Annotated in this window: 19 protein-coding genes and 5 pseudogenes; 11 read left to right on the forward strand and 13 right to left on the reverse strand. The window is 52.1% G+C overall.

Annotated elements, in window-relative coordinates; all coding sequences use genetic code 11:
• Both DO97_RS30085 and DO97_RS05965 read right to left on the reverse strand, forming a co-directional pair.
• Positions 1 to 337 (reverse strand): helix-turn-helix domain-containing protein (locus DO97_RS30085; RefSeq protein ID WP_036531768.1); only part of this gene is annotated, 337 nt, incomplete at its 3' end.
• An 87-nt stretch (positions 338 to 424) separates the two neighbouring features.
• Positions 425 to 997 carry an NUDIX domain-containing protein gene (locus DO97_RS05965; RefSeq protein WP_193365059.1) on the reverse strand — a complete coding sequence of 191 codons (573 nt, stop codon included), beginning with the start codon at positions 995 to 997 and terminating at the stop codon, positions 425 to 427.
• Between the two features lie 280 nt (positions 998 to 1277).
• On the opposite strand from DO97_RS05965, the pseudogene cysK reads away from it, so the two are divergent.
• The 8 genes and pseudogenes from cysK to DO97_RS06005 all read left to right on the forward strand — a co-directional run bounded on the left by cysK (position 1278) and on the right by DO97_RS06005 (position 8860).
• A pseudogene (cysK, locus tag DO97_RS05970) lies at positions 1278 to 2271 on the forward strand (cysteine synthase A).
• A 199-nt stretch (positions 2272 to 2470) separates the two neighbouring features.
• A complete protein-coding gene (gene wecB, locus DO97_RS05975) occupies positions 2471 to 3592 on the forward strand; it encodes a non-hydrolyzing UDP-N-acetylglucosamine 2-epimerase (RefSeq protein WP_036531771.1) in 1122 nt (373 codons plus the stop codon).
• A complete protein-coding gene (locus DO97_RS05980; RefSeq protein ID WP_036531772.1) occupies positions 3589 to 4269 on the forward strand; it encodes a hypothetical protein in 681 nt (226 codons plus the stop codon). Before wecB ends, DO97_RS05980 begins: the two co-directional genes overlap by 4 nt.
• A 12-nt stretch (positions 4270 to 4281) precedes the next feature.
• Entirely contained in the window at positions 4282 to 4521 is a 240-nt protein-coding gene (locus DO97_RS05985; protein ID WP_036531773.1) for a hypothetical protein, read from the forward strand.
• Positions 4522 to 4637: 116 nt separating this feature from the next.
• Positions 4638 to 7112 (forward strand): HD family phosphohydrolase, encoded by a 2475-nt coding sequence (locus DO97_RS05990; protein WP_072016376.1) that lies wholly within the window; start codon positions 4638 to 4640, stop codon positions 7110 to 7112.
• A gap of 95 nt (positions 7113 to 7207) precedes the next feature.
• Positions 7208 to 7564 (forward strand): sll0565 family protein, encoded by a 357-nt coding sequence (locus DO97_RS05995; protein ID WP_036531775.1) that lies wholly within the window; start codon positions 7208 to 7210, stop codon positions 7562 to 7564.
• Positions 7565 to 7723: 159 nt separating this feature from the next.
• Positions 7724 to 8224, forward strand: coding sequence for a protein tyrosine phosphatase family protein (locus DO97_RS06000; RefSeq protein WP_036531776.1), 501 nt, complete (start codon positions 7724 to 7726; stop codon positions 8222 to 8224).
• Between the two features lie 11 nt (positions 8225 to 8235).
• A pseudogene (locus DO97_RS06005) lies at positions 8236 to 8860 on the forward strand (transglutaminase-like domain-containing protein).
• Positions 8861 to 9055: 195 nt separating this feature from the next.
• Here the strand turns inward: DO97_RS06005 and DO97_RS06010 are convergent.
• From DO97_RS06010 to DO97_RS27440, 6 genes are all read right to left on the reverse strand, one after another.
• Positions 9056 to 9259, reverse strand: a complete 204-nt coding sequence (locus DO97_RS06010; protein WP_036531780.1) for a phycobilisome linker polypeptide — start codon at positions 9257 to 9259, stop codon at positions 9056 to 9058.
• Positions 9260 to 9536: 277 nt separating this feature from the next.
• Positions 9537 to 10022, reverse strand: a complete 486-nt coding sequence (apcB, locus tag DO97_RS06015) for an allophycocyanin subunit beta (protein ID WP_036531783.1) — start codon at positions 10020 to 10022, stop codon at positions 9537 to 9539.
• A gap of 62 nt (positions 10023 to 10084) precedes the next feature.
• On the reverse strand, positions 10085 to 10570 hold the full coding sequence (locus tag DO97_RS06020) for a globin family protein (RefSeq protein WP_036531786.1): 486 nt from the start codon (positions 10568 to 10570) through the stop codon (positions 10085 to 10087).
• 293 nt (positions 10571 to 10863) lie between these two features.
• Entirely contained in the window at positions 10864 to 11175 is a 312-nt protein-coding gene (locus tag DO97_RS25980; protein WP_239651505.1) for a hypothetical protein, read from the reverse strand.
• Positions 11172 to 11945: a hypothetical protein gene (locus DO97_RS25985; protein WP_239651506.1), complete on the reverse strand. Its 774-nt coding sequence runs from the start codon at positions 11943 to 11945 to the stop codon at positions 11172 to 11174. The genes DO97_RS25980 and DO97_RS25985 overlap by 4 nt, the downstream gene beginning before the upstream one ends.
• 251 nt (positions 11946 to 12196) lie before the next feature.
• On the reverse strand, positions 12197 to 12322 hold the full coding sequence (locus DO97_RS27440) for a hypothetical protein (RefSeq protein ID WP_275574955.1): 126 nt from the start codon (positions 12320 to 12322) through the stop codon (positions 12197 to 12199).
• Positions 12323 to 12608: 286 nt separating this feature from the next.
• On the opposite strand from DO97_RS27440, the gene DO97_RS06030 reads away from it, so the two are divergent.
• Together DO97_RS06030 and hrcA are read left to right on the forward strand one after the other, a co-directional pair.
• Positions 12609 to 13625, forward strand: a complete 1017-nt coding sequence (locus DO97_RS06030) for a methyltransferase (RefSeq protein ID WP_036531789.1) — start codon at positions 12609 to 12611, stop codon at positions 13623 to 13625.
• Between the two features lie 381 nt (positions 13626 to 14006).
• Positions 14007 to 15128, forward strand: a complete 1122-nt coding sequence (gene hrcA / locus DO97_RS06035) for a heat-inducible transcriptional repressor HrcA (RefSeq protein ID WP_036531792.1) — start codon at positions 14007 to 14009, stop codon at positions 15126 to 15128.
• A 9-nt stretch (positions 15129 to 15137) separates the two neighbouring features.
• Here hrcA and DO97_RS06040 read toward each other — a convergent pair whose 3' ends face one another.
• From DO97_RS06040 to DO97_RS30095, 5 genes and pseudogenes are all read right to left on the reverse strand, one after another.
• Entirely contained in the window at positions 15138 to 17330 is a 2193-nt protein-coding gene (locus DO97_RS06040) for a PBP1A family penicillin-binding protein (RefSeq protein ID WP_052128446.1), read from the reverse strand.
• A 304-nt stretch (positions 17331 to 17634) separates the two neighbouring features.
• Positions 17635 to 19597: pseudogene (locus tag DO97_RS06045) on the reverse strand (DICT sensory domain-containing protein).
• 108 nt (positions 19598 to 19705) lie between these two features.
• A pseudogene (locus DO97_RS30090) lies at positions 19706 to 20982 on the reverse strand (acetylornithine/succinylornithine family transaminase).
• Between the two features lie 98 nt (positions 20983 to 21080).
• Entirely contained in the window at positions 21081 to 21395 is a 315-nt protein-coding gene (locus tag DO97_RS06055) for a hypothetical protein (RefSeq protein ID WP_204368503.1), read from the reverse strand.
• A 207-nt stretch (positions 21396 to 21602) separates the two neighbouring features.
• Positions 21603 to 21704, reverse strand: a pseudogene (locus tag DO97_RS30095) (IS5/IS1182 family transposase); the annotation flags it as partial.
• Between the two features lie 583 nt (positions 21705 to 22287).
• Here DO97_RS30095 and DO97_RS06060 point away from each other — a divergent pair.
• Positions 22288 to 22903 (forward strand): GTPase (locus tag DO97_RS06060; RefSeq protein ID WP_162182949.1); only part of this gene is annotated, 616 nt, incomplete at its 3' end.

Consider the following 22903-nt stretch of genomic DNA (forward strand, 5'->3'; position numbering starts at 1 on the left):
TCAAGTTCAGCTTCTGAAGCATCCGAAACATTGTCGTTATGCTGACTCGAACCCCAACTGCTTCGTCTAACAGATCACACAGTTCGCTCAAGGTGGCATCATTATTTGTCTCAACTAAGCCACTCAACACAGCCAGATGCTCAGCACTGAGTTTGCTGGGGGTTTGTTCTGTTCGCTGCTTCGGACGGATAGTCCCGGTCTCTCGATATTGCTTCGTTAGTTTGCGTACAAAGCTGTATGCTACATGAAACTGTTCGGCTAGCTTGCGTTGAGAGGTCTTCCCGTCTATGTATCTCTCAACTATTTTTCTCCGCAAGTCTTCAGAATATGGGCGCACGTTTATCTAGATTAACAGTGGATTCCTATATCTTACCTCGCCAGCCCTACTAGGCTGAAAAACGCTATATATTTTGCGTCAGTCCTGTTACCCGGAGATTAACCACCATTCCAGAAGTACAGCGCGGCATTGCAAACAAGTGAGTTTCCGAAGCAAATACTGGACTCCTTCTAAGGTTGCTGGATACGTAACCGCCATCATTGCAGGGTGTAGTTTTGCAGTGTTGTGAATCTGAGCGACAAAACCAAAAAGTTTCTGGTTGGAAAAGGAACTGTTGACTGCCCAACCTTGCGTGGTTAAAGGTATTAGTTGAGTGATGGAGACCGCATCAATTCCTATCTCTCGCTTTAAGGCGGAGATCGCGGCCTGATCAGGACTTTGTCCCTCTGGCACTCGTCCACCAGGAAAATCTAAGGTTACTCGGCCAACGCCGGGACGGTAACTGGGGGAGGGAAGCAGGATACGATGCGTCCCTGAGGTGACAAGGTCATCGTCCAGCATGGGCAGAACAATCACGGAATCTGCTTTCTCAACCCGCCAGTATTCCAAGATTTCACCCTGCGGGTCTTGCAAGTGTTCCCCAATCAGGGTCATCCAGCGCGAGTGCAGTTCCAGAAAGCGATCGCGGGTTTGCCAGCATTTTTCTGATTGAGACATCATGCAACCTCTGCCTAGAACTGGCAATTCTTATAGTAAATTTCATAAGTATCAGGAGCAGTAACAGCCATCAGTAAACTAGTTGTTGATGTCGGTTTCAGAAGCCTGTGCAAAGTAGGATTTCATTGATTTGCTGCTGGATTCTCTGAGTTGCTAAGTGACTTTAATAATTATGAAATTTACGATGTGCTGATGGCAGCAGATAAGCTGGGAAATACACATTCGGTAAGAATGGATCAATGCAGAATAAATATCATTGTTGCCCCAACGAAGGAGTTATACCATGCGGATTGCTCAAGATATCACGGAATTGATTGGGAAAACCCCCCTGGTTCGCCTCAACCGGATTCCCCAGTCTGAGGGAGCTGTGGCGCAGGTCGTCGCCAAACTAGAGGGGATGAACCCGGCAGCTTCGGTCAAAGACCGAATTGGGGTCAGTATGGTGCAGGCTGCTGAGGAAGCTGGCTTGATAGCACCTGGTCAAACAATTCTGGTCGAACCTACCTCTGGAAATACTGGAATTGCCCTGGCAATGGTTGCCGCTGCCAAAGGCTATCAACTGATTTTGACCATGCCCGAAACCATGAGTTTAGAACGACGGGCGATGCTCAAGGCATACGGTGCACAGTTAGAGCTGACTCCTGGTGCCCAGGGCATGAAAGGAGCCCTGTTACGGGCAACGGAAATTGTCAATCAACTTCCCAATGCTTTTATTCCTCAACAATTTGCCAATCCAGCAAACCCCAAAATCCATCGGGAAACCACCGCAGAAGAATTGTGGGCAGACACCGATGGACAAATTGAGTTTTTTAATCTCCGGGGTTGGGACTGGCGGTACAATTACAGGGATTGCAGAGGTACTGAAACTACGAAAGCCAGAGTTTAAGGCGATCGCCGTTGAACCCAAAGAAAGCCCTGTCCTTTCTGGCGGCAATCCCAGTCCTCATAAGATTCAGGGTATTGGGGCAGGTTTTGTACCCCAGGTATTGAGAGTTGACCTCATTGATGAAATTATCCAGGTCAGTAGCGAAGAGGCCATTGCCTATAGTCGCCGTCTAGTAAGGGAAGAAGGTTTGCTCTCGGGTATTTCTTCCGGTGCGGCATTGTTTGCGGCAATTCAGGTGGCGAAACGTCCTGAAAATGCTGGAAAGCTTGTGGTATTTGTGCAGCCAAGCTATGGTGAACGCTACCTCAGCACGGTTCTATTCCAAGACCTACCAGAGGTGAAAGTTGCCCATCTCAATGGTAGCGATCGCGTAGCTACAGCAGTCAATTGATCCTGAGACCACCTCCCGTCTCACCACTCCAGATTGCAGGGAGCAGATGGGAACGCTGCGGTTTGGTAGAGTACAGGAGGATGCAAGGAAACCGAGGAAGGTTGCCTTCCAGGTTGGACTTGTTAGACAGCAGCTTTCCAGTGCGACTGACCTGCGGCGTTAAGCTCAAGTCAGTTGCCCGTCGTCACGGAACTAAGACATGCCGCAAGCGCCTATTTCGGTTTGCATTACCCTGGGGACTCGTCCAGAAGCCATTAAACTGGCACCCGTTATTCAACGCTTCAAGGCTTCTTCCCACTTTGACACCCACGTTATTCTCACCGGCCAACACCGAGAAATGGTGGATCAGGTAATGCACTTGTTTGGTCTTGAGGCTGACCAAGATTTGGCTATTATGCAAACCCAGCAAACCCTGACGGATATCACCTGTCGCAGCCTGCAAGGGTTAGAAACCCTCTTTCAGCAATTGCAGCCCCAGATCGTACTGGTACAGGGGGATACGACTACGGCGCTGGCAGCGGCGATCGCTGCCTTTTATCAGAAAATTCCGGTGGGTCATGTAGAGGCTGGACTCCGTACCGATGATTTATTGAATCCCTACCCCGAGGAAGCCAATCGGCGATTGATTTCCCAGGTAACCCAGCTCCACTTTGCCCCCACCCCCTTAGCGGTGGAAAACTTGCAGCGATCGGGGGTGGTAGGAGCGATTCATCATACTGGGAATACGGTCATTGATGCCCTGCTGACCATGGCTCAGCAACGGCCTGCCTGCGAGATCCCAGGATTGGACTGGGCGCAGTATCGGGTATTGCTCGCCACCGTGCATCGCCGCGAGAACTGGGGAGATCCCCTTCAGGAGATTGCCCAAGGGTTTCTCCAGATTCTGAAGCAATTTCCTGATACCGCCCTGTTATTACCCCTGCACCGTAATCCAGTGGTCAGAGAACCGTTGAAAGCTTTACTGGAGAACCATCCCCGGGTATTTTTAACCGAGCCGTTGGACTATGCCGAACTCGTGGGGGCAATCCAGCGTTGTACCTTGCTACTGACGGATTCCGGTGGACTGCAAGAAGAAGCACCCAGTCTGGGCAAACCCGTGCTGGTTTTACGGGAAACCACCGAACGACCCGAGGCGATCGCCGCTGGTACTGCCCAACTGGTGGGAACTGATTGCCAACAAATTGTGCAGGCAGCCTCAGAACTGCTGAACAACGCCGCCGCCTATCAAGCCATGGCAACGGCGACAAATCCCTTTGGTGATGGTCAGGCAGCGGCCCGCATTTTGAACATTGTCGAGCAGTATTTTCAACCCAGCCTATGACCCCCTCACTCCTGAGTCGTTGGCAAGGGATGTTTCTTGGTGCCATCTTGGGTGTCGACTGGGGTAAAGCTTGGTTAAAGCAACCCCATCCCCCCGGAATCAAACCTGCCATGATGGAGACCCTGCCGCCGGAATTGTCGCCGATGGTGCAGGTGAGTGTTCATTTGGTGCAGTCCTGGGGCGGCATCGGAAGGAACGGACAGTTCTCTGACTTTACGGTCTCGACCATTTCAGAACCGCCAGATCCGACCCTGCTCTTGTTAGCCCTGTTGCCCGTGAGCCTCTACTACCACGAGAACGCTGTTTTGCAGTCCCAGAAGTTGCAGCAATATCTGCGGGCGATCACCCCTACACAGGCTCCCCATTGGTCGGCGATCGCGGCTTCGAGTCGAGTACTTGGGGTCACCAGTTCCCTACTGGCCAAAAATATCTGCAACCCTGACACCCTGCTTTCCCATCTGCAAATTGACCTGCAAACTGCACCCACCGATTTTTCTGACCCTGCGACCGTTGAGCGGTTGGTGCAATCCTTGGCACAGCTGCAACGTCTCTGGGAGCGGGGGGCTAGCCTCGTCAATGTCCAAGCTAACCTAGATACCCTCCGTCTTTCCCCCTGCTTGCAATCGACCGTGATGGCGCTGTACTGCTGGCTCAGCACCCCCCCAACTTTGCCTTAGCCCTCTGCCGCTGTGCCCGATCGGGGGGGGGAACCCCCGACAACCTGTGGGCTGACAGGGGCGTTGTTAGGTCTCCAAAATGGGGTGCAGGGCTTACCCTGGCCGCTGCCCCTCGCCCCCAACCTCATCCAGAGCCAACTGCAAATGGCTGCCGATTTATTATCTGTATGGGCTGGCACTGCCGCTTCACCATTGGCATCATGGGGGACAGCCCCGCTGGTGGCGGCAGCAGGGGTTCTACACCCCCGATAACTGCGGCCGTCTATCCCTGCCATGGAAGAGAGTTTTTATAATGGGCCTATGCGAATGCCATGCCCCTGTTCAATCCCTGCCTTCCATATTCACCTCCTGAAGGTTTTGGAGTCTGTATGAAACCCAGTTGGCTTTGGAGTCGGCAACTGAGTCAACTCTATTCGCAGTGCTGCGCTGTCACGCATCAACGCTGGGGATCCATCTTTCCCATCCAGCCGTCTCAATCCACCAACGCAGCAGAGAACCAACCGGAGTGTCACGAGACCGTTCCGATTCATCCCTGGCTACGACTTTCCTGTAGTTCTTGGAAAGACCCCCGTTCCTCTACTGTCTTGGTGGTTGCCGTTCTCTCCCTGTCGGGCGTGGTCGGCAATCGCTTCTACAATGATCCAAAGCTGGATGTTGGTACCATCGCCCCAGAAACCATCAAGGCACCCGCTAGCGCTCAGGTTGAAGATGTCCAGGCCACCGAAGAGAAACGCCATTTAGCCCGCAGTGATTCGGGGACGGTGTTTATTCTCGACCCAGCCGTCAATCAACAAATTCACCAAGATTTACAACAGCTGTTGCAGCAGCTGCAAGCATTGAGACAGCTTCCGGGCAGCGTGCCTTTTGTGCCCCCGACTACCCTCTCCATTGCGAGCCAATCCTACCTCCGTCAGGCTCCAGAACTCGAGTGGCAACAGGTACGGAACGCGGTGGCAGCCTCCCCCCAAGTTGCTTCTCAGCGCTTGGAGCAGCCCCACGCCTCAGCACCCACCCAACCCGCCCAGGCCATCGCCGAACTCCTGACCTATGGCCAAAACTACTCCCCAGCCGCGATCGCTGAACTCTTGGTCAAAGTCGAAGGGGCGCGGCAGCAGTATGCCCAGCTACAAAGTACCCTAGCCAACACCGCCCTGGCAGATCACCATTTAGATGCCGACCTCCTGAATCTGTCGGAGGCAGACTGGCAACACACCCGCATGGGGGTGCAACAGGCAACTCGCCGCATGGTGGCTCAGGGAATTTTTCCGAGTTTGGCACCGGGTGTTCTGGTGGCTGCGGTACAGTTACAGGTCAGTGAGTCGATCCCCAGACAGGCTAATTCGTTAGCTACCCAGATAGTGATGACGGTGCTCCGCAGTAATGTTGTCCCGGAACCGAATCTGACCCAACTGCGGGCAGAGCAAGCAGCCCAGGCCGTTCCCCCCGTGATCATCAGCATTCACCAAGGGGAGGTGATTGTGCCAGCAGGGGGAAAGATTTCTGCCACCAACTTTGTCTTGCTTGATCACTTTCAACTCAGTCGGCGGGGCATTAACTGGATGGGGCTATTGGGGTGCAGCCTGCTCGTCAGTGGCTCCATCGCGGTCTTCTGGCTGATGGAGAAGCGATTCCATCGGCGATTGCGCCGCCGAGACTACACCCTGGTGTTGTTACTGTCCTTGAGTGCGCCCCTACTGGCCACATTTGGCATTTCTTCCACCAGCTTGCCCATGGTGGGACTACTCGTGGGCAGCTTTTATGGTTCCATTTTGGGTGCTACGGTGGTTTTATTACTCACGGGGATGATGGCGGTGGGCATTTCGATGCCCCTGAGCTTTTTGATTTCCAGTGCGGTGGGGGGCTTGGTGGGGGGAGCCTTAGCTGGACGGATGCGATCGCGGGAAGAACTAGCCCTCTTAGGAGGGGCGGTGGGGATCATGCAAGGCGTGGTTTACTTGCTGCTGTATCTGACCTTAAACACGGGGGGCCCCCTGGTCTGGTATGTGGTTGTGTCAACCACCCTGATCCAGGGTCTGGCAGGCTTTGCCTGGAGCGTCATGACCCTCGGACTCAGCCCCTATCTGGAGCATGTGTTTGATGTGGTGACTCCGATTCGCTTGGCGGAACTCTCCAACCCCAATCGTCCTCTGCTGAAACGGCTGGCAACGGAAGCCCCTGGCACCTTTCAGCACACCCTATTTGTCGCCACCTTGGCAGAGGCCGCCGCCCAAGTTCTGAAATGTAACGTTGAACTGGTGAGAGCTGGAACCCTTTACCATGACATTGGCAAGATGCATGACCCCCTGGGATTCATTGAAAATCAGATGTCCGGCCCCAATAAACATGACGCGATCGCCGATCCCTGGCAAAGTACCCTTTTAATCAAAAAGCACGTCAGTGAAGGGCTGGTGATGGCGCGCAAATGTCGTCTTCCCAGAGCTATTCAAGCCTTTATTCCTGAACACCAGGGGACGATGTTAATTGCCTACTTCTACCATCAGGCGCAAGAACAGGCCAAACAAGATCCCAGCCTGCATGTAGAAGCAGCAGATTTTCGCTATCCTGGACCCATTCCTCAGTCACGGGAAAGCGGCATTGTGATGTTGGCTGACTCCTGTGAAGCCGCCCTGCGATCGCTCAAAGATGCCACCCCTGAAGCAGCACTCTATATGGTGAACAAGATTCTCCGGGCTCGCTGGCAAGACAACCAGCTGATTGACTCAGGACTAAAACGTGAAGAAATGCCCTTGATTGCCGAAGTTTTTGTCCAGGTGTGGCAGCAATTCCACCATCAACGCATTGCTTACCCTAAACTCTCTCTCAGTGGCAGCAGTCGCGACTAGAACCAGCAGGCAAAACAATGGTGGTCTGCTTGAGATCGCCCGTACAAATCAGGCGATCCCCCGTCCAATCAGGTTAGAGGTAACGATGAACACCCATGAGTAACGCCACCAACGCCCCGGAAAATGAGTTGACGTTTGAGCAAGCCCTTGGGGAAGTCGAACAGGAATTACAAGCCCTGAAGGAACGATATACCCAAGTGCAGCAAGCAGAGCTGCAGCAAGCAGAGCTGCAGCTGCGCCTCCAAGCCATCACCCAGGAACAACAAGCAGAGGATCGTCCCCAACTCAAAGTAGAGCTGAAACAGATTCAGCAGCAGCTGGAGGTTTTAGAACTCGATCTAGAAAGCCGACTCTTCAACTGGAGAAGCCTCAGAGAACCATTCTGGCAGGCTGTGCGTTTTGGAGGCCTGGGAGTCACCCTTGGTTGGCTGCTGAAGTCCTGTGCGGCTTAAAGATGTCTATACCGGTTCTTCCTCACAGGCGATACATTCTGACTTCAGAATCCAGGAGTCAGAATGCAAGAAGTTTTTGTCATAGTGACTCCTGGCGTCATTCATTGGGCCATTGTTATCGAGGAGGTTCTATGACTATCTCAGAGGTAAAGATTTGAGATGATAGCGCAGTTGAGTGAGATTCGTAACTTCTGGCAACTGTCCGATCAGATTGCCACCGCTGGGCAACCGACACCCGAACAATTTCCAGCTATTCGTAGCGCCGGGTATCAGACGGTTGTGAATCTAGTTCCCTCGGAGGCAGCGAATGCCTTACCCAACGAGTCGGCGATCGTAGCAGCTCAAGGGATGGAATATGTCCAGATTCCGGTGCGGTGGGAGAAGCCAACCCGCGACGATTTCTCCCAGTTTGCTACTGTCATCCAAGGGAGACGCCACCAGCCTGTGTTCGTTCACTGTGCTGCTAACATGAGGGTTTCAGCCTTTATGTACCTCTATCGTCGGTTGTATGCAGGCGTTAGTGAGGCCCAGGCAGCGTCCGACTTACACCAAATCTGGATACCGAATCCTACCTGGCAGGATTTCATAGACCAAGTGATCGCTGATCAACGTGAAATTGCTGGGGAGCAGGTTGTTTTACGGCACCAAGATCAACTATGAAGTCAATTAACCTGCAAGCTTACCTACAAGCCAGTGCTGTTATTGATTGGCATCATCCAGGGATTTTGGCACTGGCTCAGAAACTTGCCGCTGGGCAGCAGTCCCCTTCGGCGATCGCCAAGGCTTGTTTTGAGTGGGTTCGAGATCAGATTCATCACAGCTCTGACTATCAGATGAATCCTGTTACCTGTCGAGCTTCAGATGTACTCCAGTATCAAACAGGTTACTGCTTCGCCAAAAGTCACTTGTTGGCTGCATTGCTGCGGGCAAATGGAGTTCCCACCGGGTTTTGCTATCAACGATTGAGTCTGGATGACCAGGGTGCACCCTACACGTTGCATGGTTTCAATGGGGTTTACTTACCCGATATTGGGTGGTATCGGGTGGATGCCAGAGGTAATCGAGAGGGTGTGAATACTCAGTTCATACCCCCCCGAAGAAAGTTTAGCCTACAAAATTCAGTTACCTGAAGAGGCTGACTTCCCAGGCATTCTCCCAGCGCCGCTGCCCGTGGTTGTCGAGGCGTTACAAGCTCACCGCACCTGGAAAGAGCTGCAGCAGAAGCTTCCAGATATCTCGTGGGAGTCAGCACAGCACTGGGGTTTGACTGGAGGCGAGGATACCACGCAGCCCTAGAGGGGATTACGCCGCGTGTATCAGGTGGCCTCCACAATCTGCTTTTAACCGTCTGAGAAGGTTCTAACCTACCTGTCACGCACTATATACAGATCTGTGCCAAAAACAAAGCGTGAGCATTAAGGAAATCATCCTTGAATAACTCACACTCCGATGGGTAGTTTATTGATGAATTGCGACAGTTTGGAAAAACTTTTAGAGGATCCCAGTATTAGTGCCTGCTTTACCGGTGGCGAGTTCAACTTTAACAATCTTGCCGCCCATTTTCATGATGCGCTGCTGCTCACTGAACCAGTTTCCGAAGGGAACTAGCTTCGTGAAGTAAGTGTTTTGTAGTTCACGCTGAGTCCGAATCCGGGTTAGGCTGGGGACGCAGGCAGTTACCTTGAACATGCGCATGGGGTGTTGTCTCCTGAATGAGTTTGAGAATGAGGACGTTAGGGTTCACACGATCCACAGGCCATACTGGCAAGGGTCATGCAAAATTAAGAATCACAGGATTTCTGATAGGGGTATCTCAATTACACAACAAGAAGGTTTGGGATGTCAGAAGTACAATTAGACCGCCAAAACCAATCTTGATAACAGACAAGTCTTTAACGAGCTAGTACTGGCTTCTAACGCCCCAAACCTCACTTAGACTCAGTCATTAAGCTGAGAACCGAGTAAGCAGCACTTAGCTTAAGCCAGAGGAGATGTAGTCGAAGTAAACACCCATTTCTTTACCAGCGTCAGCACCCACCAAACGAGCGGTGACTTCCTTCATGGCTTGGATCGCTTGAACGGTTGTAGAAATAGGTACACCCAGGGAGTTGTAGGTTTCCTTCAACCCGTTGAGTACACGCTCATCAAGGATGGAAGGATCCCCAGCCAGCATGGCGTAGGTGGCATAGCGCAGGTAGTAATCCAAGTCGCGGATGCAAGCCGCATAGCGACGGGTGGTGTACATGTTGCCACCCGGACGGGTTACATCTGTGTACAGCATGGACTTAGCAACCCCTTCTTTGACGATCGCAGCAGCGTTTGCACTGATAGCATTGGCTGCACGAACGCGGAGTTCACCAGTTTGGAAATAAGCCTTGAGTTTAGCTAAAGCACTAGAGTCCAAGTACTTGCCTTGAACATCAGAAGCATTGATTACAGAAGTAATTGCGTCTTGCATAGTTTTGCATTCCTAAGAATCGAGTAATCGTTGGGATACCTACTTAGTAAAGTTGCTCCAGTCTAGGACAGAGCACCAGCTAAGTAATCAAAGTAAGAGCCAGCTTCAGCGGCATCTTCACCTGAAAGCAATGAAGATGAAACGCTCTTCATGGCACGGATGCCTTCTACAAATGCAGAAAGGGGAACATCTAAAGAGGCATACATCTCTTTAGCACCAACAACACCGATTTCTTCGATGGGGGTGACATCACCAGCAACGATCCCGTAGGTTACAAGACGGAGGTAGTAATCCATGTCACGGAGGCAGGATGCAGTCATCTCTTGGCCATAAGCACTGCCACCAGGGGAAACAATGTCAGGGCGTCTTTGGAATAGTTGATCGCCAGCTTGCTTGACGATGCGTTCGCGAGACTCAGACAGAGTTTGAGCAATCCGAAGACGACGCTCGCCAGAGCCTACGAAGCTCTTGATCCGATCTAGTTCACCAGGGCTGAGGTAACGGGCTTCAGCATCCGCGTTAACGATCGACTTTGTAACAATACTCATTCTATTGGACTCCTCCAAAAGAGATTAATGTAGCGGTGGTTATGCAACACCAGCCACCATTTGGAGATAATTTTCCGGCATTGCGTTACCCGATATTGGTTTTTCGCAATAGTTTGTAATATTAGCCCTCATCTTCTGATTCGATGCTGGCTTGCTGAGGGTGTACGCAGCTAAGACTCAGCTAAGGTCGCTCTTGAGTCCCAGGCATGCCTGACTTAGCGCCCCTGTTTGAATTTTAATCGGTAATAGTTCAGGCGTAGCCGCTCCTCTGGAGCTAGACTGCTCTGTGAACATCACGCCCCTCTTGCCCCTGGCTGATAAACCTGATTCGGGATGTGATCGGCATTGATCTCGATTACCAGGTCAACAATGCTGGGATCTTTCACTAAGGGGGGGATGAAGAGTGCCGGATGGAGGGATTTCCAGAAATAGTTCACAAACTGCTCAACTTCTGAGTCAGTCATACCTGGTTGACCCGTGGCCATCCTTCGATGTTCAGCCTGCAGTCGCCATTTCTGACTCAGTTGGTAGTTCGGTACGTCGAGCACTACAAGGCTATGGAGACGGCTCCACAGGGGCAGGTACGCCAACAGTTGGTGGTTCATGTCACGGGCAAAGTCTTGGTCGGCGGAGGAGAGGATCGGCGGGGGGCCGAGGTGAAAGTTTCTGATGGGATGGGACGAACGCCTACAAACCAGCCCTCAAACAACACAATATCCACAGGGGTGATGATTTCAGGTGAGGTTCGGTCTCCTTGACCCTGCCAGGCTGATTTGTCAAACCGAGGAACCTGAATCAGTTGCCCCGCTAAGGGTTGACGGAGTTGGTCTAAAACCTGAATTCCTAAATCAATATCATGGGTGCCGGGGGGACCGCGCCAGATTAGACGGGGGTCAGCGGCTCTTAACTGCTGGCGATCGCGGTAGGTCTTGTAGAGATCATCCAGGGAGAGTGTCAACACCCGATAACCCAGATGCTCCAGAATCAGTTTCAGTAGCAGTGCCAGCGTTGTTTTCCCAGTTCCCTGACCGCCCAAAATTCCCTGAATCCAGGGGCGACCCATTTGCTGGTGTTGTTGAGCAATGTGCAGAGCCAGGGGTAACCACACGCCCCAGAAACAGACTACTAAAGGTTGTGGCACCTTGAGGGTATGTTGGCAAAACAGCGCTAAGGCCGGATAGAGTTCTAGAAACAGGCGCGATCGCTCTTCGACAACAACATCGGCAGTGGCAGTGGTAATTCCCCAAGCGTTGGCATAACCAGGGGTTTGCAGGAGCCAGGTAGCGAGTTGGTGTTGCTCAGAGGGTGTGGGTAGGTGTCCTGCTACCCAGTGGGTTAAGAGACGGGCGATCTTGGCGGCTGGCAACTGCTGCATAGGGAGATCAATGCTAAAAAAGCAGCCTGCTTGTGCAAGCTGCTAAGTTAATAGTTCAGATATAGCCAATGGTGTCAAGCACAGCCTGCTAGTACGGAGCCACAGATCGCTGAACTAACGCTGAGTATCAACAGCATTGACTGCATAGGGAGCAATTCAGGATTTGAACATTTGAACCAGCGACATCTATCTCAGAGATGGCAAACGGTTTAGCCTACTTTTTTAGGTTAAGTAGCGGCTACAACCCAACACTAAGGAGATGGAGTGGCAGCAGGAGATGGAGTCTCCGTTGGAGCCGGGGCTGGGGTTGAAGAACAAGCTCCCAGGGCAGCAACCAGACCAAGCATTAGCGCCAGACCAACAACTTTCTTGTTCATACACTCCTCAATCTAAGGGTAATAACGACAATTTCAGCCATAATAACTGAACCAGTCAACCCCAGTCAGGCAGACCGATTATCCTTAATTTCGTCAGTTACGAAACCAGAAGTGATCGATCCGCCTCAGGTAAGGGCTGAGCGAACTTTATCATAAATTATTACTTGTGGTTCTGTTCCCAGAGCTGATTGACTCCCGCCGCTTAGCCTGCCATTACGTCGCATCCGTTTTGTGACACAGATAATTTCAATCGTTCTTCAGATCCTATGCACAGGAGCCATTGGCAATGTCAGACCAGTTGCGGCAACCTTCCCCGGAGCTTTTCTTCGAAACCGTTAATGCCTACCAGCGCACCGCCACCATCAAGGCGGCCCTAGAACTGGATGTATTTACAGCGATCGGCGAAGGCAGGAGAACAATTCAAGCACTGGCCGCGCGATGCGAGACATCCGAGCGCGGAATGCGCATCCTCTGTGATTACCTTGTGATTCTGAGCTTTTTAACCAAAGTAAATGGGCAATATGGTTTGACCCAGGACTCGGCTCTGTTTCTTGACCGACGCTCAGAGGCTTACATCGGCAATGCCACTGAATTTCTCCTCTCCCCGATGATCATGGATGGGTTCGAAGATATTGTTGCTGCCGTTCGCAAGGGGGGTACCGTAATCCCTGAGGATGGCACAGTTGCCCCTGAAAACCCTGTTTGGGTGAAATTTGCCCGTGGGATGGCATCAATGATGGCTCTGCCCGCAAAACTAATTGCGAAGTTTCTAGACATCGGTGATGGCCGCAATCTGAAGGTACTCGATATCGCTGCCAGCCATGGGTTGTTCGGGATTGAGATCGCGCTGCTGAACCCCAACGCCGAGGTGGTGGCACTGGATTGGCCGAATGTTCTAGAGGTAGCAAAGGAGAATGCCCAAAATGCTGGGGTGTCAGAGCGGTATAGCACCCTTGAGGGCAGTGCCTTTGATGTTAATTATGGCAACGGCTATGATATTGTGCTGCTTACCAACTTCTTGCACCACTTCGACCCATCGACTTGTGAGGGGCTGCTGAAGAAAGTCCACGCCTCTCTAGCGGCGGGCGGCAGAGTAGTAACCCTGGAGATGGTGGCGAACGAAGATCGTGTGTCGCCACCAATCCCGGCGTCATTTAGCATGATCATGCTTGCCTCAACGCCGAGGGGTGATGCCTACACATTCTCGGAGCTGCAACGGATGTTCGAGAACACTGGCTTCTTACATAATGAACTGCACCAACTGCCACCTACAATGCAGCGGATTGTGATCTCACACAAGTAGGAGCATGGAACTACGGCGGCGGAGGAAAATAACGAATGGGAATCCTGACGCGGCTCGGTTTAGGATTCCTGGGTGTCTATGGATTGCTCTACTTGAATCCTCCCGCTAGCAAGCTACTGAGATGCAAGCTAACGTCCTCGACCCTCCGTCCGTCCGGGGGAAACAAGTTCCTCCTCAGACACCCAGTTCAGCAACAGTGAGGCCTGGAGATTCTGGTTCATCAACTGATGGTATTGAGAGTGTTTCGAGGGTTTCCGGTTTTTTGCTCAACATGGACGTTCGGAGTGTCCTCAAGCCTTTAAGGTGCTTATAATGCTTGCATCTTACCTCAGCCTTCCTCAGTTCCTTCCCATCACTGCTTTTATATAAAGCACTTAGCAAATGTCAGTCCAGGTTCATCTCACGGAGCGGCAACAACAGGTCCTGTGGGCAACAGTGCGTCACTATATTGCTACGGCGGAACCCGTTGGTTCCAAAGCACTGGTTGAGGAGTACAACCTCAGTGTCAGTCCGGCAACGATTCGCAATGCCATGGGGGTTCTAGAAAAAGTTGGATTGTTATACCAACCCCACACCTCAGCTGGACGAATACCTTCAGACTCGGGCTATCGGATCTACGTCGATCAATTGATTACACCGTCGCGGCAACAGGCCCAGCAGGTTGAAGAGTTATTGAGCGATCGCCTGAACTGGGAAGACCGGAGTTTTGAGTCCTTGTTACGGGGGGCAGCTCAGATTTTATCCCGGTTGAGCGGCTACATCACCCTGATAACAATGCCGCAGACCATTACCGCACAGTTGCGTCATGTGCAGTTGGTTCAGGTTGATCCGGGGCGGGCAATGCTGATTGTGGTCACGGATAATTACCAAACCCAGTCAGCCCTGCTGGAGCTGTTTCCTGGCATTACCCACGAGCAAATCCCAGACCCAGACTTGGTAGAACGTGAGTTGCAAATTTTGTCTAACTTTTTGAATACCCACCTGCGGGGGCGGCCCTTGTTAGAATTGCCGACCTTAGACTGGAGTGAATTGGGTCGGGAATTTGAACGCTATGCCGATTTCTTGAGGGCGTTATTGAGCGAGTTGTCACGGCGCAGTCAACCCCCCACCTGTACTCAAATTCTGATCAGTGGTGTGTCTGAGGTGCTGCGGCAACCAGAATTCTCGGAGTTACAGCAAGTGCAGACCTTGCTTCAGCTATTGGAAGTAGAGCAAGGTCAATTGTGGCCTCTGATTTTTGAATCTCCGGAGATGACAACCCATTCTGCTGGTAAGCGAGTCAACCTCTGGATTGGGGCTGAAAATCCCCTAGAACCGATGCGGAGTTGTGCTCTAGTGTCAGCGACCTATCGCCGGGGAACAACGCCTGTGGGCAGTGTGGGGATGCTGGGTCCCACCCGCATGGTCTACGAAACAGCGATCGCGGTGGTAGAGGCAACTGCCGATTATCTCTCGGAAGCCTTGAGTCAATCGAGGGGAATCAATGATGCTACAAATTCCTGAACAACCTTATTATTGCACGGCCTGTCGCATATAGTCTCCCCAGAGTTGAGCCGCCTGAGCACTACTGCCTGCGGTGGGGGTGTTATCGTCGTTGCCCAACCACACCCCAGCCACCAACTGGCGACTGGGTACGTAGCCAATAAACCATAGATCAACGCCATCATTGGTGGTACCAGTTTTACCGGCTTCACCCAGCCCTAAAGCGGCGGCCTGTCCGGTACCGCTGCGTACAACCCCTTGCAGCAGCGTGGTCATCTCCGCCGCGATCGCGGGTTGTAAGACCGGAACATTGATGCCCCCACCCTGGGCATAGTCATAGATCACCCGACAGGTCTGGCGTTGTTTGCGATCGCGGCAATCACTGCTATCCAGTATCCGTTGGATGGCATGGGGACGATTGCGGTATCCCTGATTCGCCAGTACTCCAAAGGCTCCCGTCATCTCTAGGAGGGTGACTTCACTTTGTCCCAGGATCAACCCCGGTACTGGCTTCAACGGGGCGGTAATCCCCATCCGCTGGGCTGTTTTGACCACCGCAGGTAAGCCGACATCCTGAGCCATGCGGAGGGCAATGACATTTTCTGAACTAGCCAGGGCTGCATACATATCGAGGGAGTCCTGATGACCATGACATCCCGCAAAGTCCTGCCCCTGCCAGGTCAGCGGTGAACAGGAATAGGAGCTAGCTGGGGAAATACCACGTTCTAGGGCAGCAGTGTAAGTAAAGATTTTAAAGGTAGATCCTGGTTGTCGCAGGGATTGGGTGGCGCGATTAAATTCACTTTTTTGATAATCAACCCCGCCCACCAGCGCCAGAATACCGCCAGTTTTAGCGTCTAGGGTAATGGCTGCCCCCTGGGAAAAGCGATAGCTGACCCCCGTTGTCGTCACCGTCTGGCGTAGGGTGGTTTCGAGGTGTTTTTGCAGCCTCAGATCTAGTCCCGTTTCCACGATAAAGTTTCCCTCTTGCGCTAGTTGCTCCCCCAGGAGTGCCTGGAGTTCGCTGAAGACCTGGGCATAGAAATAGGGAGCTAACGTGCTTTCGAGTTGCTGACGGGCTTTGGGATTGAGCTGAATCCGCGATCGCCGTGCCCGTTGGGCTTCTTCGGCGGAGATCATGCCCTGAACAGCCATCCGTTCCAGGACGCGATCGCGGTACTCCACCGCCGCTTCGTAGTCCCGCACCGGATTAAAGCGGTTGGGGGCGGGCAAAATTCCCACCAGGGTAGCGGCTTCTGCCAGGGTGAGACTCTGGGCGGACTTGCCGAAATAGAACTGGGCAGCATCCTCAAACCCGTAGGTGCCACTGCCTAAATAGACTTTATTTAAGTAAGTGGTAAGTAGTGAATTTTTACTATAGTAGCTTTCCAGCTTCAGAGCGACAACGGCTTCCCGCAGCTTCCGACCTGCAGAATCTTGCGTACCGACATACTCCCGAAACAGATTTCGGGCTAACTGTTGGGTGAGCGTACTGGCTCCTTCTCGGATCTCGCCGCCGCGCAGGTTGGTAACCAATGCCCGAGTAATTCCAATCGGGTCAACCCCTATGTGCCAGTAATAGCGGCTGTCTTCTGAAGCAACCACGGCTTTCGGCAGGTAAGGAGAAAAGTCCGAGAGCTGCTTCAACTCGACATGGGCCTGATTTTGCGGCGGTTGCAGGGGGGTAGACCCATCCCGGGCATAGACCACCACCGGCCCCTGGATCGCCACGGGCAGGGGCTGCACCGAGAATTTTTGCCATTCCAGTAAGACAAAACTCAGCGCCAAGGTCACACTCAGGCCAAACCCGATGAGACCATAGTGCAGGAGCCGCATAGACCAAGGGGGTGGATTAACATACCGGATACGCACAGCATTTGCGAGTTCAGGTGGCCCCAGGGTTAGCACATCTCCATGACGCAACAATCGCGATTTCAGCCGCTGTCGTCCGCGATAGATGCCATTGGTGGAATTTTCATCGCGGATCATAAACTTGCCCTGGGAACCTCGACCTTTGCGGGTGAGGGAGCAATGAACTTGACTGACCACAGAATTACGAATGACAATATCGCAGGCACGGGAACTACGTCCAATCACATAGCGATCGCCTAACAGGGGATAGATATCCGCTGGGTGGGTGCCCCCATTCTGAATCCAGAACTCCGGGACTCTGGCGTTTGACTTGAGAATCAGCTTGGAGAAGTTCACATTGGCACGGTACACAGTAGCAAGATCTACATCGCCCTCACCACTCCCAGCCCCTAGAGCATAGGCGACTGGGGATCAGACCTGAGGTTCTACATTTATCCTACAGATCCTACAGAACCCCATCCACTGGTTACAGGTTAGTAGTTCGTGACACCTAGTGGTCTGTCAAGAATCTTTTGAGGGGTTGAAAACTCTAAAAAACAACCCTCTTGAAGAGGACGTACTAGGAGTGGTTGTCAGAGAGAGGTGTAATCTCTATATTTCAATGCAAACTTCGACCCCATGGGGTTAGAAGCAAACATTTCTGCCCATGGGATTCCTAGCGTGCGGCACTGGCTGCGGGTAATGTTGCCCCGGCACTGCCCTCAACAATTGGCAGCGTAAAGTGAAATTGACTGCCTCGGTCTTTTCCCACGGACGCTGCCCAGATTTGCCCCCCCAAGCCAGTCACCACTTGACGACAGATGGCAAGACCCAACCCAGTTCCTCCCGTGGTGCGCCGCAGGGCTCCCTCTTCCTGATAAAACCGATCAAACACTACTTCTAGTCGATCTGGTTCAATCCCTCGACCTGTATCGGCGACGGTCACTTCCAGGAGTTTGCCGCCGTTGTGTTTGGCATCGATGGTAACTTGACCTTGGGGTTCGGTAAACTTGCAGGCATTATCCAGAAGTTTTGCCATCACTTCCACCAACCATTCGCCGTCTGCCCGCACCATAGGTAGCTCTGCCGATACTTGGGTGATGATCTTGGGCAGCTGGGTGGCCCGTCGCCGCGCCCGGACATTACTGATCGCCAATTCCACGCATTCTAGTAAGGGCAAGGCTTCCAGATGCCACTCTACCCGTCCGCTTTCGAGATGGGAGAGCGTGAGAAAATCCTGTACCAGTTCCCGCAAGCGCTTCGAGTCATCAAGGGCAGTTTGCAGCATCACCTGTTGCACCTCGGGCGGCATATCCGGTTCCGTTGCCAGACTTTCTAGACATACCTGAATCGTGGAGAGGGGGGKTGCGCAGCTCATGACCGGTAATCGCAATTAAGTTACTGCGGGTGCGATCGAGGGCTTCCAGTTGTTGATTGAGATCTTCGAGGTTGGCGTAGGCTTCTGCTTGAATCAGGGCGGCTCCAATTTGAGTGGCGATCGCCTCCATCAGAGAGACTTCACCCTCCACCCAGGTGTTGGGCACTCCCCCACAGTGATGCAGTTCCACAATTCCCAAGAGTCGCCCCTGATAGAGCACAGGTACGACTAACCACGAGACAATTTGCCATTGATGAGCCAGGTTGTCTAAGAGGCTGGTGAGGCGGGGGTCCACATGGGTGTTTTCGACAAAGACCCACTCCGAGGAATCAACGGCTTCTTGAAATAGTGGATTCCCTTGCAGCGGCCAGGTTTGACCCGCCAGGGGGCTGATGCCGTGACTACAGAACTCATGTTGAATCAAGGCATGGGAATCGGTGGCCTTGCAGCGATAAATCAGACACCGACAGACTTGTAGCGCCTGCCCCAGCTCTTGAACCGCAACCGCCAGAATTTCATCCGGGTCTAAGGAGCGGCGAATGGCGGCTGTAATCGAGTTGATGAGACGCTCCTTGCGTTCCTGGGCTGCAATGGAGCGATAGGCCTTGAGCAGCTTATATTGTCCGGCTTGTAGATAGGTTACCAGGCGATCGGCAAAGGGCGCTGGGTCAATGTTGTAGAACCCAGTGGGCTGATGGACGAGATATTCTCGCCGGGCTTGGGAAATTTTGTTGGCTAACTCCGGGCGATAGGCTAAAACCCTCTCTAGCAGAAGATCTGCTGCTTTACAGGCTACCTTGCGCTCAAAGGTCCAAATCCCCTCGAAGCGGCGGGTTTGATCCATGGCCGGGAATTCGGGTGCCCCGGCGTGGGAGACTGATGCTTCCCGTTCCCGGCAGATTAAACAGGTGGCATACTGCTGTCCCAGCACCACGAGATGCCATTCCTGACTGAGGAAGTCGTCCGGTTGGAAGGCAACGGTTTCATAGTGTTCGGAACGATGGGCAAAGTCTGTTTCTGGGGCTGCCAGCACATAAACTTGCGACGTTCGCCCGGAAATTCGCAGGTAACGGTGAGCCTCTTGGCGATAGAACCGTTCTCGCTGAAAGCTGGCAATAACCAGAGGCTGGTCAGTACCTGCCAAAACCTGATCCTCCATGGCGTGGGACAGAGCCGTCAGGGAAGGTTTGAAATAAATCTGAGTCCGCAGGCGAGGCAGGTCTTGCAGCAGGGCTTCCAGTACGGAAGTAGAAATACTCATCAATGTCTACTTTCAGTCGAGTCTGAACAAGATCGACATCCTAAAAACATTGTACCGAGTGGCTTCGGTTCCAATGCCCTTGGTGCAGATTCTGCGATCCTTCGGCCCTCAATAGGCGGCAAAGACCGAGGATAAGGCGGCGATCGCCTGCTGAATCTCTGCTGCACTGACAATGAGCGGTGGCACCAACCGTACCACCTTTGGTCCCGCAGGCACCAACAGTAACCCTTGGGCGATCGCAGCATTAACGACATCGCTGGCGGTTAATTCGGCATCCCCTTGGAGTTCCAGACCGTTAATCAACCCCCAGCCCCGTACCTCGGCAATCAGGTGGGGATACTGCTGAGCGATCGCCCGTAACCCACTGCGTAACTGCTCACCCCGCTCCTGAACATTGGCCAGCAGATGATTCTGCTCCAGGGTCTGGCATACTGTCAAAGCCACCCCACAGGCAAAGGGATTGCCGCCAAAGGTACTGGCGTGGTCACCGGGTTGGAAGACATCGCAGAAAGATTTACAGAGCATCGCTCCAATCGGGAATACCCCCCCCCTAGGCCTTTGGCAGAAGTGAAAATATCGGGTTCGATGCCTAGGTTCTCGTAGCCCCACAGCTGACCGCTCCGACCCATGCCTACCTGCACTTCGTCCAAAATCAGCAAGATGCCGTTCTGGTCGCAGAGTTCCCGAACCTGCCGGAAATAGTCCAAATCACCGGGACGGACTCCCCCCTCTCCTTGCAGCGCTTCCAAGAGAATGGCAGCTACGTGCCGCTCTTGACTGTCCAATTGGGCGATCGCCGCTGCCAAGGCAGCCATATCGTTGTAGGGAACATAGTGAAAACCCGGTACCAAAGGACTGAAATTTTTCTGATACTTCGGTTGTCCTGTGGCTGTAATTGTTGCCAGGGTTCTGCCATGAAAACTGGCATGGGCGGTAATAATTACCGGGTGTTCAATGTTGAGGATGGTGTGGGCATACTTACGAGCTAATTTAATCGCACCCTCATTGGCTTCAGCACCAGAATTACAGAAAAAGACTCGATCCGCACAGGAATGCTCCACCAACCATTTGGCCAACTGCCCCTGCTGGGGAATGTAGTAGAGGTTGGAGACATGGTGCAGGGTTTGAATTTGAGCGGTAACCGCTTGAATCAAGGCGGGGTGGGCATGACCCAGGGTACAGGTAGCAATGCCAGCCACAAAATCAAGATACTCGTGACCCTCTGTATCCCAGACGCGACAACCTTGCCCACGAGCCAACGCCAGCGGGTATCGTCCGTAGGTGGTCATCACATACTGGTCGAACTCAGCCGCATTGAACGGACTCGCAAGTTCGGACGTAACCGTTGTAACAGGGGTGTCTCTCAGGAGGGTGTCTGGACTCACGGCTGAACCTCGGGGATACAGGCTTGGATTTGGTATAAGTTCCAATTGTAAACCAGTCCACCGGAAAATCGGTTCAATCAGAACCCTCTAAAGGCTGATTAATTCGACGGACGAATGGGGCCGTTGTAGAGCACCGTGGTGTTGAAATTGACTTTATCGACCCGAACTTCACTTTCAATCGTAGGCACCGTGAAACCTGGAATGCCGCCCCGGACAGTAAATGTCCAAAATTCACCGTTATCTACCACGGGTGATTCGGCGCCAGGGCCGTGCATGGATGCCTCTGCTTGATAATGCTGTAACCCCCCATTAGCTTTCTCAGCAGCTTGTCGAGCAAGATTGCGAGCGCGGTTCACATCTTGCTGGTCACTGGCCAGGATGGTTAATGGAGAGGGCAGGGTAGCTTGTGCCACGGAGCCAAGCAGACACGTAGAAAGCAGACAAGCTGACAGGAGTAAGGCTTTCATAAATATTTTAGATGCTCTGCGAAGTTTTTACGAACAGGACAGTATGAAAAGTTCTATCCCTTACTATCCTGGCAGCCCTGGGTTTGAGTTGCTGATTGAGTTCGGGTTTGATTTCCTGACTAATACCAATCAAAAATAGATCTCTTGCGTGAATCAATCGGGTCGGATCAATTCAACATTGAGGGTCACAACAATCAAATTGAACTGTAATCCAAATCGCTTCCGACGATTGCGGTAACGCTCACTAGTCTTTTTTGAGGATGAGCAAGCACGGGAGATGCTGTTGAATCTCTCTGAACATTTTAAGAGCGATTTAGGGGGCTGAAAGCCTTGAAAGATCGTAGAATATCACCTCAAGATCATACTAAAGTCGATAGACCCTAATTTTCTAGCGTAGATCGACCGAATAGGCTTTCATGGCAAGGCGGTGTATCGGTTCTTAATAGTTTACCTCCTCTCTATTCTTGTATCTCACTCGAGTGGGAATGGCTATACTATTTTCTCGGCATTGACTATCGATACTTCGAGATCGATAGCGTAGTTTGAAATCCATAGTATAGCGGTTACTGAGTCAGTGATATACTGGTCAATACTTGAAAGACTTGTACGGCAAGGTCTTGAAAAATAGTGTCGTACTTTACTAAGAGCAGAAGCGCTATCTTCCCCAGCTTCAGGGCGAAATAAACCGGGTCAATTCGATGAATATATAGCAATCCCAAATCAGTTGAGCGGAATCTTGCTCCCCTCGCCCAGAGCGGGAGAGGGGTTGGGGGTGAGGGTCTTTTACGAATTACATAGGATTGCTATATGTGCTTGGTAAATTACAAGAGGTAGTACGATGGCAATTCCAAAAGATCTCGATTTTGAGGCGGCAGTAAAGGATGCTCTTAATGAGGCTTTGAAGGAACGTGGTCATGTAAATATTTTAATTGCTGGACGTACTGGTGTTGGTAAGAGTACGCTTATTAACGCGGTCTTCCAAGGAAATTTTGCAACTACCGGCCAAGGTCGTCCCGTTACTCAAAACACGAGAGAAATCAAGAAAGAAGAAGTTCCACTTTCCATTTTTGATACTCGCGGACTCGAAATGGCAGATTTCACTGAAACATTAAGTGCCCTCAAGTGCCTGGTTAGTGAACGTGCGCGAAGTAGTGACTTAAATCAACATATTCATGTTGCCTGGATTTGTATAGCTGAAGATTCCCGACGTGTTGAACCTGCAGAAGAAGAACTTGTAAAAATGATGGCTGACCGAAATATACCTGTTATTGCTGTCATCATGAAGGCGAGATCTGATCAAGGGTTTCGGGCTATAGTTCTACAGATACTTCCACTCGTAATCAATGCTGTTCGAGTCCGAGCAATTGAGGAAGAACTTGATGAAGGTATTGTACTTCCTTCAATGGGGTTGCGTGATCTCGTAGACTTAACACTACAAGTTGTTCCAGAAGGCC

The organism is Neosynechococcus sphagnicola sy1 (assembly GCF_000775285.1).
GTDB classification, from domain to species: Bacteria; Cyanobacteriota; Cyanobacteriia; order Neosynechococcales; family Neosynechococcaceae; genus Neosynechococcus; species Neosynechococcus sphagnicola.